Annotated in this window: 16 protein-coding genes, 1 rRNA gene and 1 other RNA gene; 16 read left to right on the top strand and 2 right to left on the bottom strand. The window is 42.6% G+C overall.

The window, feature by feature from the left end; genetic code table 11:
• Positions 1 to 119 precede the first annotated feature (119 nt).
• The 14 genes from BO48_RS15130 to BO48_RS15065 all read left to right on the top strand — a co-directional run bounded on the left by BO48_RS15130 (position 120) and on the right by BO48_RS15065 (position 13,288).
• Positions 120 to 1,040: a carboxypeptidase-like regulatory domain-containing protein gene (locus tag BO48_RS15130; protein WP_496368712.1), complete on the top strand. Its 921-nt coding sequence runs from the start codon at positions 120 to 122 to the stop codon at positions 1,038 to 1,040.
• 238 nt (positions 1,041 to 1,278) lie between these two features.
• On the top strand, positions 1,279 to 2,730 hold the full coding sequence (gene treP, locus BO48_RS15125; RefSeq protein ID WP_496368710.1) for a PTS system trehalose-specific EIIBC component: 1,452 nt from the start codon (positions 1,279 to 1,281) through the stop codon (positions 2,728 to 2,730).
• A 20-nt stretch (positions 2,731 to 2,750) separates the two neighbouring features.
• Complete coding sequence (gene treC / locus BO48_RS15120; protein WP_496368708.1) at positions 2,751 to 4,388, top strand: alpha,alpha-phosphotrehalase; 1,638 nt, start codon at positions 2,751 to 2,753, stop codon at positions 4,386 to 4,388.
• A 50-nt stretch (positions 4,389 to 4,438) separates the two neighbouring features.
• On the top strand, positions 4,439 to 5,167 hold the full coding sequence (gene treR, locus BO48_RS15115) for a trehalose operon repressor (RefSeq protein ID WP_496368706.1): 729 nt from the start codon (positions 4,439 to 4,441) through the stop codon (positions 5,165 to 5,167).
• 45 nt (positions 5,168 to 5,212) lie between these two features.
• Positions 5,213 to 5,478, top strand: an RNA gene (gene ffs, locus BO48_RS15110) — signal recognition particle sRNA large type.
• 115 nt (positions 5,479 to 5,593) lie between these two features.
• On the top strand, positions 5,594 to 7,240 hold the full coding sequence (gene dnaX, locus BO48_RS15105) for a DNA polymerase III subunit gamma/tau (RefSeq protein ID WP_496368704.1): 1,647 nt from the start codon (positions 5,594 to 5,596) through the stop codon (positions 7,238 to 7,240).
• A gap of 71 nt (positions 7,241 to 7,311) precedes the next feature.
• On the top strand, positions 7,312 to 7,635 hold the full coding sequence (locus BO48_RS15100) for a YbaB/EbfC family nucleoid-associated protein (RefSeq protein WP_496368702.1): 324 nt from the start codon (positions 7,312 to 7,314) through the stop codon (positions 7,633 to 7,635).
• A 1-nt stretch (position 7,636) separates the two neighbouring features.
• Complete coding sequence (recR, locus tag BO48_RS15095) at positions 7,637 to 8,233, top strand: recombination mediator RecR (protein WP_496368700.1); 597 nt, start codon at positions 7,637 to 7,639, stop codon at positions 8,231 to 8,233.
• A 295-nt stretch (positions 8,234 to 8,528) separates the two neighbouring features.
• Positions 8,529 to 8,972: a MarR family winged helix-turn-helix transcriptional regulator gene (locus tag BO48_RS15090; protein WP_496368698.1), complete on the top strand. Its 444-nt coding sequence runs from the start codon at positions 8,529 to 8,531 to the stop codon at positions 8,970 to 8,972.
• A 78-nt stretch (positions 8,973 to 9,050) separates the two neighbouring features.
• Positions 9,051 to 10,010: a ring-cleaving dioxygenase MhqE gene (mhqE, locus tag BO48_RS15085; protein ID WP_496368696.1), complete on the top strand. Its 960-nt coding sequence runs from the start codon at positions 9,051 to 9,053 to the stop codon at positions 10,008 to 10,010.
• Positions 10,011 to 10,039: 29 nt separating this feature from the next.
• Positions 10,040 to 10,933, top strand: a complete 894-nt coding sequence (locus BO48_RS15080) for a VOC family protein (protein WP_496368694.1) — start codon at positions 10,040 to 10,042, stop codon at positions 10,931 to 10,933.
• A gap of 12 nt (positions 10,934 to 10,945) precedes the next feature.
• Positions 10,946 to 11,557, top strand: a complete 612-nt coding sequence (locus BO48_RS15075) for a flavin reductase family protein (protein WP_496368692.1) — start codon at positions 10,946 to 10,948, stop codon at positions 11,555 to 11,557.
• A gap of 80 nt (positions 11,558 to 11,637) precedes the next feature.
• Positions 11,638 to 12,252 (top strand): NAD(P)H:quinone oxidoreductase, encoded by a 615-nt coding sequence (gene wrbA, locus BO48_RS15070; RefSeq protein WP_496368690.1) that lies wholly within the window; start codon positions 11,638 to 11,640, stop codon positions 12,250 to 12,252.
• A gap of 130 nt (positions 12,253 to 12,382) precedes the next feature.
• Complete coding sequence (locus BO48_RS15065; RefSeq protein WP_496368688.1) at positions 12,383 to 13,288, top strand: AEC family transporter; 906 nt, start codon at positions 12,383 to 12,385, stop codon at positions 13,286 to 13,288.
• Positions 13,289 to 13,350: 62 nt separating this feature from the next.
• Here the strand turns inward: BO48_RS15065 and BO48_RS15060 are convergent, their stop codons facing one another.
• Positions 13,351 to 13,761: a carboxypeptidase-like regulatory domain-containing protein gene (locus BO48_RS15060; protein ID WP_496368686.1), complete on the bottom strand. Its 411-nt coding sequence runs from the start codon at positions 13,759 to 13,761 to the stop codon at positions 13,351 to 13,353.
• Between the two features lie 149 nt (positions 13,762 to 13,910).
• On the opposite strand from BO48_RS15060, the gene BO48_RS15055 reads away from it, so the two are divergent.
• Positions 13,911 to 14,042, top strand: a complete 132-nt coding sequence (locus tag BO48_RS15055) for a hypothetical protein (RefSeq protein WP_496368684.1) — start codon at positions 13,911 to 13,913, stop codon at positions 14,040 to 14,042.
• A 44-nt stretch (positions 14,043 to 14,086) separates the two neighbouring features.
• On the opposite strand, the gene BO48_RS15050 is transcribed toward BO48_RS15055, so the two are convergent.
• Positions 14,087 to 15,472: a DHA2 family efflux MFS transporter permease subunit gene (locus tag BO48_RS15050; RefSeq protein WP_496368682.1), complete on the bottom strand. Its 1,386-nt coding sequence runs from the start codon at positions 15,470 to 15,472 to the stop codon at positions 14,087 to 14,089.
• 727 nt (positions 15,473 to 16,199) lie between these two features.
• On the opposite strand from BO48_RS15050, the gene BO48_RS15045 reads away from it, so the two are divergent.
• Positions 16,200 to 16,269, top strand: a 16S ribosomal RNA gene (locus BO48_RS15045); the annotation flags it as partial.

Genomic DNA, 16,269 nt, shown 5'->3' with positions numbered 1-16,269 from the left:
ACAATTTATGTTATATTTAATGTGATAATGTACAACTTAATGGAGGAGTGGGGATCATCAAGTTTAAACTGCTTTTTATAATATCCAGTCTTGTATTAGTATTGTTACCGGCGGGGGCAATGGCAAATACATTGCAGCCTGGACAGAATTTCAATAATGAAAATACTGAAGAGCAAAATGAATCAATGAATGATAATCAGGAACAACAGCAAAATGATTATACGGAGTCGTCGGAAGAGGGTAACTGGTCAGAACAGGAAGAATCATATGAAGACGGCAGCAATAATAATTTTAACAATAATAACTATAATAATGACAACTTCAATAACAATGATAACTACAACGACTATAATAATAACAACAATAATAACAACGGCAATGAGAATTATTACAATAATGATGAAGACAATTGGGGAACGCAGCAGGAGCCTGTAGAACAGTATGAAGAACCTGCACAACAGGAACCGGTCATCGAAGAACCGGTCGATCCTGAGCCCCAATATGAAGAACCGATTGAAGAAGTGCCGGTGATAGAAGAACCAGTGGAAATCGAGGAACCAGAACCTTCTGTCGATGTGCACACTTTAGATTCGGAAGTATTCTCCATTTCCGGTGAAGCGGTTGATGAAGGAGCAGAAGGCATCGAAGGCATCGAGCTGATATTAAGCGGCGAGTCTTTTGATGAGCAGAGTGTTACAACCGACGAGGACGGGGGGTTTTTATTTGAAGAAGTACCGTCAGGTGACTATCAGATAGAAATAAAACCGACCGAAGATTATGAAGTCTCCGAGTCCACGGTGGAATTGGAAGTGACGGACCGCAGTAAAAGAGGGTTGGAAATTAATTTGACAGGAGCGGAAGAAGAGGCACCCGTTGAAGAGGAACCAGAACTATCTGAGCCTGTGGAGACTGAAGAAGATGTAATGGCTGCAGAAACCGGCTCTTTAAGTTCAATGGACTGGACATTGATCGGTACGGGTATTGTGTTTGCTTTAATCAGTTTATTCGTACTATTATTCAAAAAAGTGAGAAAAAATTAAAATAGTATGTTTTAATCTATGAAAATGTGGTATAAATAAAATAACTGATAATAATAAATATTTCCTATCCTAAAATTACACTGGAATCAGCTGTTGCTGGTTCTGGTGTTTTTTTGTGTTATAAAATATAATTTACTTAAGAAAGAATATTTTGAATATACAAAAATCGGTCCTGGGTTTTCTTGTCATAGATGTCTATACATGGTAAGGTTTTCATATAAATAAAGGGGTGAGTGAAATGGCAGTAAATCGTGAGGATGTAAAGGAGATAATCGAAGCACTCGGTGGAAAAGAGAACGTCAATGCGGCAACGCATTGTGTAACAAGATTACGTCTGGCACTCGATGATGAGAGTAAGGTTGATAAGGAAAAGCTGGACTCGATCGATCTGGTTAAAGGGTCGTTTGCGGCTAACAATCAGTTTCAGGTTGTTATCGGACAAGGTACGGTGAACGAAGCGTTTAAAATCTTTGAAGAAGAAACAGGCAAGGGCGGCGGCTCCAAAGATGAAGTGAAAGAGGCTGCTGCATCTAAGATGAATCCATTGCAGCGGTTCATTAAAATGCTGGGGGATATATTCATTCCAATCCTGCCTGCGATTGTTACAGCCGGTCTTCTGCTCGGCTTGAACAACCTGCTGACGTTGGAGGGGCTTTTCTGGGAAGCTGATTCTGTAATTACCCGTTTCCCTGGTATTGAAGGTATTGCGAGCATGATTAACTTCATTGCAGTGGCGCCATTCATCTTCCTGCCGGTCTTGATCGGCTGGTCGGCGATGAAAGTGTTCGGCGGGAATCCATTGCTTGGTATCGCACTTGGTGTCGCATTGTGTCACCCGGACCTCGCCAGTCAATATGGGCTTTTTGACAGTGAATCCGGAGAGCTTGCAGAAATTCCGACATGGAATGTGTTTGGTCTCGAAGTTCAGCAGCTGAACTATCAGGGACAGGTGCTTCCGGTACTTGTTGCGACATGGGTACTTGCAAAAGTGGAGCAATTCCTGAACAAGCGCGTACATGATATGTTTAAACTGCTTGTTGTCGCACCGGTTGCACTGGTTGTCGTCGGTATTCTTACTTATACAATAATCGGTCCGATTACTTTATGGGGCAGTACGCTTGTTACAGATGCAATCATCTGGCTGTTTGAAACTGCAGGCGTTCTCGGCGGAGCAGTATACGGTCTGTTTTATGCACCGCTCGTAATTACCGGAATGCATCATATGTTCCTGGCAGTGGATCTGCAGCTTATCGGTACGACAGGTTCTACATTCTTATGGCCGATACTGGCAATTTCAAATATTGCACAGGGCTCTGCAGCATTCGGCGCATGGATGGTTTACCGTAAAAATAAAAAGAGAAAAGAAGAAGGTCTGGCAATGACTTCCGGGATTTCAGGCTGGCTCGGTGTCACTGAACCGGCGATGTTCGGTGTGAATCTGCCGCTGAAATATCCATTTATTGCTGCGATACTGACGACTGCTGTAGTCGGCGGTATTTTCGGGGCGAACATGCTGACGGCTTATAGTGTCGGTGTCGGCGGTGTGCCTGGTGTCATATCGATTACAGAAGGTTTCTGGCTGCTTTTCTCGATTGGCATGCTGATTGCTATTGTAGTACCGTTTGTACTGACGATTCTGTTCTCAAAGTTCGCCAAGGATAAGACGAAAGACATGGTAGATGTAGACTAAATTTAAAGGAGTTTTTTAAAGTGGCGGTATCAGATTGGAAAAAGTCGGTAGTATATCAGATCTACCCAAAATCATTCAATGATTCAAATGGCGACGGTACAGGTGATATTCAGGGTATCATTCAGAAACTGGATTACTTACAGTTTCTCGGCGTGGATTATATATGGCTGACGCCGGTATATGAATCACCGATGAATGATAATGGCTATGATATCAGCAATTATTATGAAATCAATCCGCAATTCGGTACGAAAGAAGATTTACAGGAATTGCTGGATGAAGCCCATAAAAAAGATTTGAAAGTTATGATGGATCTGGCTTTCAATCACACATCAACGAAACACCCGTGGTTCATTGAGTCCAGAAAATCAAAAGATAACCCATACCGTGATTATTATATTTGGAAAGATGGCACTTATGACACGCCGCCGACGAACTGGGAATCAAAGTTCGGCGGGAATGCATGGAGTTACGATGATGATACAAATCAGTACTATTTAAGACTGTTTGACGTCACACAGGCAGACTTGAACTGGGAAAATGATAAAGTCCGTCATGAAATTTATGACATGATCAATTACTGGATAGACTTCGGCATAGACGGTTTCAGATTTGATGTAGTGAACCTGCTGTCAAAAGGATCGTTCGAGAATTCAGACGGGCCGGGCAAAGAATTCTATACGGATGGCCCGCGAATTCATGAATATCTTCATGAAATGAACCAGGAGACTTTCGGAGATAAAGAAGTGATGACTGTAGGTGAAATGTCATCAACGACAATCGACCACTGCATAAAATATACAAATCCGAAAAGACAGGAATTGAACTCTGTATTTAACTTCCATCATCTAAAGGTGGATTATCCAAATGGAGAGAAATGGACAAAGGCACCATATGACTTCATTCAGCTGAAAGAAACTTTAATGAAGTGGCAGCTCGGCATTTATGATGGAGAAGGCTGGAACGCGATATTCTGGTGCAACCATGATCAGCCGAGAGTAGTATCACGTTTCGGTAAGGATGATACCGAGGAAAATCGACTGAGAAGTGCCAAGATGCTTGCGATATCCCTCCATGGCCTGCAGGGCACGCCTTATATTTTTCAGGGCGAAGAGTTTGGGATGACGAATCCCGGTTTTGACCGTATCGACCAGTACAGAGATGTGGAAAGCTTAAACGCCTATGACATGCTTAAAAATAAAGGGCTGAAGTATCAGCAAGTCATGGAAATTTTAAAAGATAAGTCCCGTGATAACGCGCGTACTCCGATGCAATGGGATGGCAGTAAGTATGCCGGGTTTACCGATGGAGAACCGTGGATTGAAGTGGGAAGGAACTATTCTGACATCAATGCCGTAAAAGCTGTTGAAGATAATAATTCAGTATTCTATACTTATAAAAAGCTCATTGAATTCCGCCATAATATGGAAATACTGACAACAGGGGATATCAGGCCTTTATTGATGAAGGATAAGGATTTATTCGTCTATGAAAGAACCTTGAGCGGTGAGTCGCTTCTGGTCATTTCAAACTACAGTGACAAATCGATACCTTACCCTGAAGGTGTGAACGCCGACGGTGAAATTCTAATTTCAAACTACGATAATCAGATATCGGAACTGAGACCTTTTGAAACAATGATGATTTATAAGAAATAACTGTTACAATTGGAATAACGATTTAAAATTGAATTGACTAAGGTGACGCTATGAATTTAAATAAGTACAATCAAATTTATCAATCCTTATCGAGTGACATCGTCGAAGGTAAATATGAACCTGGAGAAATTCTGCCCTCTGAGCATAAGCTTCTGAAGAGCTTCGGTGTTTCCCGGGAAACAGTCAGAAAAGCGTTGAATCTGCTGCAGGAGAATGGTTATATTCAGAAGATGAAAGGCAAAGGGTCCGTCATCATTTACAACCCTTCAATGCACTTGACTGTATCCCATTTAACAAGTTTCAAAGAAGTTCAGGAGCAGCAGGAGAAAATATATAATACAAAAGTCTACAGTTTAGAAAAACTTCCGGCAAAAGAGTGTCCAAACGTTCAGGAGGCGTTGAACCTGAATGATGAAACATTAATATGGCAGCTGATCCGTCAAAGACTGTATGAAGAAAAGACCCATATTATAGATACGGATTATTTCATGTATGATATGATGCCTGGGCTGACAGAAGAAATAGCCGGAGGTTCTATCTATGAATATATAGAAGAGAGACTGGGGCACAAAATTTCATATTCACAAAAAGAAATTACATTCAGTCCAATGACAGATCTGGATATAGAACTGTTCGGCAATATTCAGCCGCTGTATACGGCCAATGTCAAATCTGTCGTGCATTTGAATGATGCGACGCCGTTCCAGTACAACGTGTCAAAGCACTTGGCAAGTGAGTTTAAATTCGTCGATTTTTCAAGAAGATTCACAGGGGAGTAAATAATTCCTTGCATCATAAATTCAATTTTGTTATTATGTAAGGTACCGTGCTAAGCGGGGAATTAGCGGTGCCCTGTACTTGCAAGCCGCTCCAGCAAGGCTGAATCCCGCTTCTGAGGGTATCAGTGTGAAGACTGCCTTAATCTCATCGGTGTTGAGACTTCGGTCCTATGCAATGGGACGTCATGAATCATGTCAGGTCCGGAAGGAAGCAGCATTAAGTGACCCATCCCATGTGCCGTAGGGCTGCCGAGGTTGAGCTGATGTTTTAAGTAACGTTTGTTCTGATTTCTCGAGGAAGCGGTGCACGGCTACATATATGAGACCGTATCTATTTTATAGATACGGTCTTTTTTTAATTCGTAAAAGACATGGCATTAATGTTATAATAGTGGACGATATTAGAAAAAGTGGAGGTGCCGCTGAATGGAGTATCAAGCGTTATACCGTGCATTTCGGCCCCAGAGTTTTATGGATGTCGTCGGGCAGAAACATGTGACTAAAACATTAAAGAATGCCATCATCAGAAATAAGGAATCACATGCTTATTTATTCAGTGGTCCAAGAGGGACGGGTAAAACGAGTATCGCAAAAATCTTTGCGAAAGCACTGAACTGCCAGTTTGGCCAGGATGGTGAACCGTGTAATGAATGTGATGTATGTATGAGCATTACGGAGGGCAGTGCCAACGATGTGATAGAAATTGATGCCGCGAGTAATAACGGTGTTGATGAGATCAGAAGTCTCAGGGAGAAAGTGAAGTACGCACCATCTCTTACGCAGTATAAAGTATATATCATAGATGAGGTCCATATGCTGACAACAGGTGCGTTCAACGCCCTGCTCAAGACATTGGAAGAACCTCCTGAACATGCGATATTCATACTCGCTACAACAGAGCCTCATAAAATACCGGCAACCATCATTTCCAGGACACAAAGATTCGATTTTAAAGCGATTGAAAATAATGAGATCATTGAACGTCTGAAGTATGTTGCAGAATCCGAATCGATTGAATACGACGGAGAGGCGCTGGACTATATCGCAAGAACAGCCGAAGGCGGTATGCGTGATGCACTGAGTATCATGGACCAGGTGATTGCGTACAGTAACGACATCATCACTTTGGATGATGCAGTGATGATTACAGGCGGCATCAAGCAGGATTCTTTAAATGAGTGGCTGAAACTCATTGAAAATAAAGACTCCAGAGCAGCTTTCATACAGTATCATCATTTCATTGATGAAGGTAAGGATCCGACCCGTCTCATTCATGAACTTGTTTATTACATCAGAGATATCATTTTGATGAAACATTCGAATGAAATGAATGAAGGCATCGCGTTTTACAATGTTGAAGATAAAGTACTTTATGAAATGATTGACGTTCTGAATGATGCGATGGTCATGATGAGATTTTCCGTGAATACGAGTGTTCACCTGGAAGTGGTCATTGTGAAGCTGATTGAAGTGTTGTCAAAACACAATAATGTCGTGGAAGCACCTGAAGTCGACCTGTCTCATATCGAAGAAAAACTGAGTGAACTTGAACGCCGACTGGAAAATGCCCAGCTTGCCCCGCAGTCAAACAGTGATGTGAGAAAACAACAAAGTAAACGCACAAGCGGTAAGGGTTATTCAATCAGCCAGATTGAAAAAGTGCTGGACAAGGCGAACAAAGACGACATTGTTAAGCTGAAAGACGGCTGGCCGAGAGTATATCAATACGTGGAAGATAAAAAATTCCATGCTTTAAGATCTCTGATTAAAGATTCGGAACCCGTCGCTGCAAGTGATACACACGTGCTGATCAAATTTGATAACGATGTACATTCCGAGCTTATCAATAACGATGATAAGAAAAAGCATGAGCTGGAATCAATCATCCCGACCATCATAGGTAAGGAAGTCCAGGTCGTGGGTGTGCCTCAATCGAGCTGGCAGCAGGTGAGGGCGGACTACATCAAAGAAAGAAAATCCAACAAACAACAGGAAGTGAAAACCGATGAGAAAAAGCCGTCGGATGTTGCCAAGGAACTGTTCGACAACAGTATAGTGGAAACTAGGGATTAATAAAGGTTTATAGTATAATAATAATCATATATAATGAATAAATGAAAATTAATTTTTTGGAGGAATTATAAATGCGCGGTGGAATGAATAACATGCAAGGCATGATGAAGCAAATGCAGAAGATGCAGAAAAAGATGGAAGAAGAGCAGGAGAAACTGAAAGAAGAAACGGTGATAGGTTCAGCTGGCGGCGGCATGGTCAAAGTGACTGTATCCGGCCAGAAAGAAATCATGGATGTTGAAATCAGCGAAGAAGTTGTAGATTCTGAAGATATTGAAATGCTGCAGGACCTGGTTGTTGCTGCAACGAATGAGGCAATGACTAAAGCGGATGAACTGATGAGTGACCGTTTAGGTAAACACACTAAAGGTTTAAACATTCCAGGAATGATGTAATATGCATTATCCTGAACCAATTTCAAAGCTCATTGACAGCTTCATGAAATTGCCGGGCATTGGGCCAAAAACAGCCCAGCGTCTGGCATTTTATGTTTTGAACATGAATGAAGAGGACGTTGTTGATTTTTCGCGCAGCCTGATGGAAGTGAAAAGAGAATTGCAGTTCTGTTCAGTATGCGGTCATATCACTGACGTGGACCCATGCTATATATGTTCGGATAAATCAAGGGACAGAAGCGTCATCTGTGTCGTCCAGGATACAAAGGACGTTATCGCAATGGAGAAGATGCGGGAGTACCGTGGACTGTACCACGTACTGCACGGTGCAATCAGCCCGATGGACGGCATCGGACCTGAAGACATCAATATCCCGCCGCTCCTCGAGCGTCTGAAAGATGAAGAAGTCCAGGAACTGATTCTTGCGACCAATCCAAACATTGAAGGTGAGTCGACGGCGATGTACATCTCAAGACTTGTCAGGCCGATCGGCTTGAAAACGACACGACTCGCCCACGGACTGCCCGTCGGCGGCGATCTGGAATATGCAGATGAAGTGACATTGTCCAAGGCGATAGAATACCGGACGGAATTATAAGAGTATTTATGAAAGCCTCCATCACATTTGATTGTGGTGGAGTTTTTTATACATTATTACAGTCAGGCACAACCTTTATAATCTCTAGACTCCCATGTCGATTTTAACCTTAAAACGGCGTAACCTGCTGTTTATTTTATGACTTATGTCTAATTTGCCTATAAATCGCACAGCATTGCACATTTCCAAACCTCTTCCTTGACTCAGTTTTCCATCTGTCCTATAATAAGTCTCGAAAGCGAATATATTAAATTTAATATAATTAAAATCGAAATAATGAAGGATGTGCATTGTCTTGGAAGAAAAGGATCCGCGTATTAAAGCTTTTACGGTATTCGTCAAATCTTCCCAGTCAGTTCAAAAGCTCATCAAACAGGATTTTCTGAAAAAGGATATCAACTTAAACGAATATGCAGTGATGGAGCTGCTGTACCATAAAGGCGACCAGCCGATTCAGTCGATCGGCAGGCGAATTCTGCTCGGGGCCGGCAGCATCACTTACGTTGTCGACAAACTGGAGGTCAAAGGTTTTTTATATAGAAGGCCATGCCCAAAAGATCGTCGGAAAATGTTTGCCTGCATTACTGAAACGGGTAAGGAATACATGGATAGCCGGGTGGTTGAGCAGGAAAGTCTGATTAATTCGATTTTCGATGAGTGGAATGATGACGAAGTTGAAGATGCGATTAATTTATTGAAGCGTATCGGCACCCATGCAGAGCATTTATTGACAAAATAAAGTTTATATCTTTGATATAAGCTTAAAATTATAATTTATATCTCGAATTAGAGATAATTAAATTTGGAGGATATATATATGACTACAGAATTATTAGGGATTCATCACGTAACGGCAATGACGGACGATGCAATGAGGAACTATGAGTTTTTCACGGAAGTACTGGGTATGCGTCTTGTTAAAAAAACGGTCAACCAGGATGATATACAGACTTATCACACATTTTTTGCGGACGATGTCGGATCACCGGGGACAGACATGACATTCTTTGACTTCCCGAACAATCCTAAAGGGATCCGCGGAACGAATTCAATATCGAGGACGGGGTTCAGAGTACCGAACGATACGGCCTTGGAATATTATCTCGAGCGTTTTAATGAGCATGGTGTTAAAAATGAAGGTATTAAAGAGTTGTTCGGTAAAAAGGTATTGCCATTTGAAGAATCTGACGGCCAGAGATACCAGCTTTTCTCAGATGAAAATAATGAAGGTGTTGCACCGGGTACCCCATGGAAAAATGGGCCGGTTCCGGAAGATAAGGCGATATACGGACTTGGCCCGATAGAAATTACAGTGAGTTATTATGATGATTTCAAACAAGTGCTGACGGCGATATATGATATGAAGCCTGTAATTGAAGAAGATGATGTGACTGTATTTGATGTCGGGGACGGCGGTAACGGCGGGCAGGTCATCTTAAGAAAAGACGAGTCGACACAGGGACAGCAGGGTTACGGCGAAGTGCACCATGTTTCTTTCAGAGTGGCGGACCACGATGCGATCAAAGCTTGGGAAGAGAAATATAATGAACTTGGCGTCGGTCATTCCGGAAATGTGGACAGATTCTACTTCGAAGCTTTATATGCAAGAGTCGGCCATATTTTAATAGAACTATCCACCGACGGTCCGGGCTTCATGGGGGATGAACCATATGAAACACTCGGTGAAAGTCTGGCACTGCCGCCGATGCTTGAACCGAAACGTGAGCAGATCGAAGCTCAAGTGCGCCACTTTGATACAAGCCGCTCAGATAAATAATAATATATGATAAATCAGGAGATGGAATTATGGAAGCTATTCAAAGGATTCACCATATTACAGCAATTGTAGGAGACCCGAATGAGAACTTGAGATTTTACAGAGATGTACTCGGTCAAAGGTTGATTAAGCAAACAGTGAACTTTGACGACAATGGTGTGTATCACCTTTACTTCTCTGATGAGGACGTGACACCGGGAACAGTCATTACATTCTTCCCGTGGACGAATGATAATGTCGGCAAAAAAGGCAACGGCCAGGTGGGCAGAATTGCTTACCGAGTGCCTAAAGGCAGTATCGGTTACTGGAAAGGGCGCCTGGCAGACCATGGCATCGAAGTTGAAGAAACTGAATTTTTTGGAGCGAAAACACTTGAATTCAGCGATGTCCATTCACTCGATCTTGCGATTGTGGAAGGCACTGAAACTTCTGACAGCAATGATATTCTCGGGTTCCACGGTGCACAATTACTGTCCGGCGATCCGGACGGGACGAAAGAATTGCTGACAGGCAGAATGGGCTTGCAAGAAATGGATATGGATGATGGTAATCAGCACTTTGAAACTGTCGGCCCGGAAAAGCATCATATCATCACTTCATTACCGCCAGAGCCGAGAGGCCGTTTCGGTATCGGCACTGTCCATCATATTGCATGGTCCGTACCGGATTTGGATGTACTGAAAGAATGGCAGGCTGCTTTGAGAGATGACGGTTTTGGCGTAACGGAAGTAAGAGACAGAAACTATTTCAAGTCGATTTACACCGGTGAGAAGGGTAATGTTGTCTTTGAATTTGCGACTGTCGGCCCAGGATTTGATGTCGATGAAGATAAGTCAGAACTTGGGACTGCGCTGAAACTGCCGGAACAATACGAACATTTAAGGCCGGAATATGAGAAGTCACTGCCTAAACTGGATATATAAGGAGCGGATATCATGCTCGGATTTTCCCCTGAACAACTGACTGAAAAGGAAAAGAAGAAGTTTTTGATTGGCTCGGTCATCCCGAGACCCATTGCGCTTGTATCGACAATATCTAATGACAGTATCGTAAATGTGGCACCTTTCAGCTACTTCAATATCGTCACTTATAATCCGCCGATGCTCTCTGTAGCGGTGCAGCGTGAGAATGGTGAAAGTAAAGATACGGCGAGGAACGTGCTGGAAAGCGGGGACGCTGTGCTTCATATCGTGGATGCGGATAATGTCGACCAGGCGAATAACACTTCTGCACCGCTGTCGAAAGATGAAAGTGAACTTGATATTTCAAGCTTTACAACAGTGGATTCCAAAGTTGTGAAAGCACCTGGGTTAAATGAAGCAAAAGTAAGGTATGAAACAGAGCTGTATGAAAATGTGGTCATATATAATGAAGAAAATATTCCAACGACGGATTTGCTTCTGTTAAAGGTGAAGCATTATCACATCGCTCCAGACATTTATCAAAACGGTTATATTGATCCATTAAAATTGAAAGCGGTCAGCAGACTCGCTGGAAATGATTATGCTGATATCGGTGAAATTTTCACCGTGGAAAGACCAGAGTAAAAATGATGAATAGAAAGTGAGTATTGCAAATGAACTTTTTTCAAAAACTATTTAACAGATCAAAGGAGAATAATGAAAATATGGAAAATATAAATTTGGCAGTTATATTCTACAGTATGGGCGGCACTAACTATGAAATGGCAAAATGGGCAAAAGAAGCGGGGGAAACTGCCGGCGCAGAAGTGAGATTGTTAAAAGTCGAAGAACTGGCACCGCAGTCAGCAATTGATGGCAACGAAGGTTGGAAAGCGACAGTGGAGGCAACGAAAGATATTCCTGTAGCAACATCCGAAGATATTATCTGGGCGGATTCAATCATCTTCAGCACACCGACCAGATTTGGTAATGTCCCTTCCCAAATGAAACAGTTCATCGACACGCAGGGCGGCATCTGGGCAGAAGGTAAGACAATCAACAAGGTTGTCAGCGCGATGTCTTCAGCTCAAAACCCGCACGGCGGTCAGGAAGCGACAATCCTTTCATTGTACACATCAATGATGCACTGGGGTGCAATCATTGCGTCACCGGGTTACACTGACCCTGTATTATTCGGTGCAGGCGGAAACCCTTACGGGACAAGTGTTACTGTGGATCAGGACGGAAAAATGGTCGAAGATGTCGAAGGTGCAGTAAAACATCAGGCGGCACGTACTGTAACTGTAGCGGAATACGTTAAGAGCGGCATGAACAAATAAATCATAAATTTTGAAGCCTGGCTGGAATCAGTCAGGCTTTTTGATATGTAAGGGTACCTTTAACTGAAAATTTCATCTATCATAGAGGTATGACAACGCAGTTAACTATGACAGAAAGAAGTGTGACCTCATGGATTTAATAATGATCATTTTACCGGTTTTCCTGATTTTCGGAGTGGGTTATGTTTCAGATAAAATACTTAAATTTGATATCAAATCAATTTCATCAATGTCTTTATATATATTATTACCCATCCTTACATTCAATACTTTCTACCGGAATGAACTGACGATTGATTATTTGTATGTATTTCTTTTTACCTTTTTACTGACAGGGATTTTGCTTGTCATCACAGTCATCTGGGGATATTTCATCAAATCTTCGAAGGAGGATGTCTCGGCCATACTGCTTGGGACTTTATTTCCAAACAGCGGTAACTACGGGACACCGGTCGCGCTTTTTGCGCTCGGGGCCACTGCGTTCGACTATGCGATTGTGCTTATGGTGCTGCACGGATTTGTTATCAGCACGGTAGGCATATTTATCGCTTCATTCGGCAGCGGAGCGACAATTACTGTAAAAGAAGCGCTGATCAATATATTTAAAATACCGGTCATTCATGGTGCCATCGTCGGTGTGATTTTCCAGCTGGCAAATATCAGACTCGATCAGGGCATCCTGGACATTGTGGAAATGACGGGGAATGCTGCAATACCTGTAGTGATGTTGATTTTAGGCATGCAGCTCGCACGTATCACCAAAGAAAGCTTCGACCTTAAAGATGTGACTGCGGTTGTGTCCATCCGCATGGTACTATCGCCGATCATCGCAGCAGCACTGGTCATGGTCATGCCTGTCGATGAGACGATGAAGATGGTGTTCATCCTGCTGAATGCAATGCCGGTCGCAGCGAACTCAACAATGCTTGCGGTCCAGTTTAATGTCAAACCGAATGTAGTGTCATTTTCGACGTTAATTACGACGCTGATCAGTATATTGACGATACCGATATGTCTGTATTTAATCGGTGTATAAATGAATGAAATAAAAATATCTCTATGGCTGATGCGTTCGACCATAGAGATATTTTAAAATGATTATCTGTCCATCTGTAGATGCTCGCTCATTTTCACTTCGCCTGCGGAAGCGGTGATGTCGATGAAATCTCCTTCGTTCATCAGCGGCAGATTATTTAATTTATAGTATCCGGAGGCATCACTTGTTGTTTTATATGTCATGCCATCCGAATAAGTCACTTCCACTTCTGCTTCCGGTAAAGTATTGCCGAATATGGACGTTGTTTCGGATGTGGAGACGATGCTCGACTCCAGATATACCTCATCCAGTACAATATTCGCTTCCTCCCCGGATGCACCCAAGTCTTCTCTCGCCTGGGCGGGTACAACATCAACACTGCTTACAAAAACGGAACAGATAAACATCAGACTGACTATCTTGGTGAAGAAACCATTTATGTTGATGTCATCTGTGGTATTCGGGTTATTCATAGGAACCACACTCCTGTTTCAGATTAAACTTAAAGGTAAAACGTTTTGCTTTGATAATCAACTGATAAACGGCTCTGTAACAGTATTATATTATTTCTGTAATATAACAGACACTATTGGAGATGTAACGGCATGGAGGAGGGACTATTTTGAAAATAAAGTGCTTTCGGCTGATGTTCATCCCGGTCATATTACTTCTCGCTGCATGCGGAGAAGAGGCTGACGACTCTGATGAAAATGATGATAAACTGTACAGACTGCCGCTTGATGAACCGGAATAAAGGAACCATCTCTGCATGCATAAGCAAACAGAGATGGTTTTATTTTACTTATATCTTGGTTTATCTTTCAGCATGAATGTCAGTATGAAGCCGGCAAAAGCGAGGACGGCCATCACAACGAGAGCGTAGGTCGTGCCCCAGTAGGTGGAAACTGACTCGGGGGCATTCATGTTGACTACCGTGATACTGATGATTGAAGTAAGAACAATAATGCCGAACGTCATGGCAAACTGCCGGACGGTATTGTTGATCGCTGAACCGTGTGGAATCTCTTCATCGTCCAGCTCGGACATGCTTATCGTAACAAGCGGCATCAATGTTAGGCCGAAACCGAACATGAATATGCAGAAATATCCCATTATGAAATATGGAGAGCTCTCCATACCTACCGTGTTCAGTAAAACAAGGGACAGCGTCGTCATTGCGAATCCGGTGATTGCGATGGTTCTCCCGCCATACCGGTCATATAATGAACCGGAGACGAAAGTGATGACGGAGAGCAGTATGGTCCCGGGCACTAATAAAAACCCGGATAGAAATGCACTCGTGCCGAGTACCGTTTGTGAAAACATCGGCAATATCGTTTCTGTAGATAAAAGCAACATCATATTGATGAAGATAAGAATCAGCGCGAGTGTGAAGGTTTTATTTCTGAACAAATTCAGGTTTAAAACAGGGGCCGGAAGTTTAAACTGTCTAGTGACAAAGAACCACAACAGGAACAGTCCTATGAGTAACGGTGCGAGCACCATAGCATCCAAAAATCCGTAGATACTCACATTACTCAATCCGAAGATGAATAATGAAAAGCCGATGGCTGACAGTAGGATGGAAGTCATATCCAGGCTGACATCAGTTTTCTTCAACACGTTCTTCATGAGAAAGATTGCAAGAATCAAAGTAATGACGACCAGAGGCAGGAGCACCCAGTGCAGTGAACGCCAGTCGAGTATATCGATGATCACACCGGAAATTGACGGGGCGGAAGCAGGGGCAACGTTTGTGACGGCCCCGAGCATGCCCATTGCAAACCCTCTCCGGTGATATGGAAAGACGATTAATAATATTGTCTGGACGAGCGGCAGAATAATACCTGCTCCAATCGCCTGAATGACCCTTGAAAGAATCAGCACACCGAAATTCGGTGACCATCCGCCGATGATTGTTCCGATGAGCATGCAGGACAAGGCAAACACGACGAGAGCTTTGGAAGAAAAGGTTGTTGATAAATAACCGGACAATGGTATGAATATGATGCTGGTTAATAAGAATGACGTCGTCAGCCACTGAACCTGTGTGGCATTGATATCGAACTCGGCCATTATGGTAGGGAAAGCAGTGATCAGTAAAAATTGGCTGAACGTCAGTAGAAACGTAGCCGCCAGAATGACTGTAACCACACCTTTCGATTGCACTTTATCTTCCGCCATACTCATCCCCTCCCTGATTTTTGTTAACCACTATATTGTTTCATACTGGTAAACCCCGGTCAATGCCGTCATGGCAGGGTTTTACCGATCTTATGTGCGGGCCGTAGGGAAAGATCTCTTCTATATAGAAGGGAACAGGTCTCGTCGGGAGACGTCGGTAAGTTTTAAAAGACTACTATATTATAGAAGGAAGTATAATCATTTAAACTTTTAATAGTTTTGGGTTGATTTTTAAAATATTACTGGTATAGTTAGAAGTCTAGTTCATTTCCCGGTGAAACGAGGGGCGGACTGGAGCAAAAGAAATACACAGAGGATAACCTGGTGTTATTAAATAGTTTCTTCCTATAGTATACCTTCTGATTATAGAGGCAGGCGCTATAAGTGAAGCGGCTAAAAAGAAATTCAAAAGAATTTTAAAAAACACTTGCATTATGATTTGAAACCCTGTATAGTTATTTCTTGTCGGGTCAAAACGAAACATTGATTGAAACGGCAACTGCAAAAACTAAAAAAACAAACTTGAAATTAATGCTTGCATTCGATAAGCTAGTGTGTTAAGATAGTAAAGCAGTCGAAAAACGAGAACATTGAAAACTGAATGACAATATGTCAACGTTTAATTCCGAACAAAGCTTCTATTATATGGGAGCACAAAGTTGAGGCGAACAACACAACACGCAAAGATGATACTGAATGTATCGACCGAGCTCAGATGAGCTGTCCATTTATGGAGAGTTTGATCCTGGCTCAGGATGAACGCTGGCGGCGTGCCTAATACATGCAAGTCGAGCGCG

The organism is Lacicoccus kunmingensis DSM 17847 (genome assembly GCF_059568765.1).
This window is presented reverse-complemented; position numbering and strand designations above follow the sequence as displayed.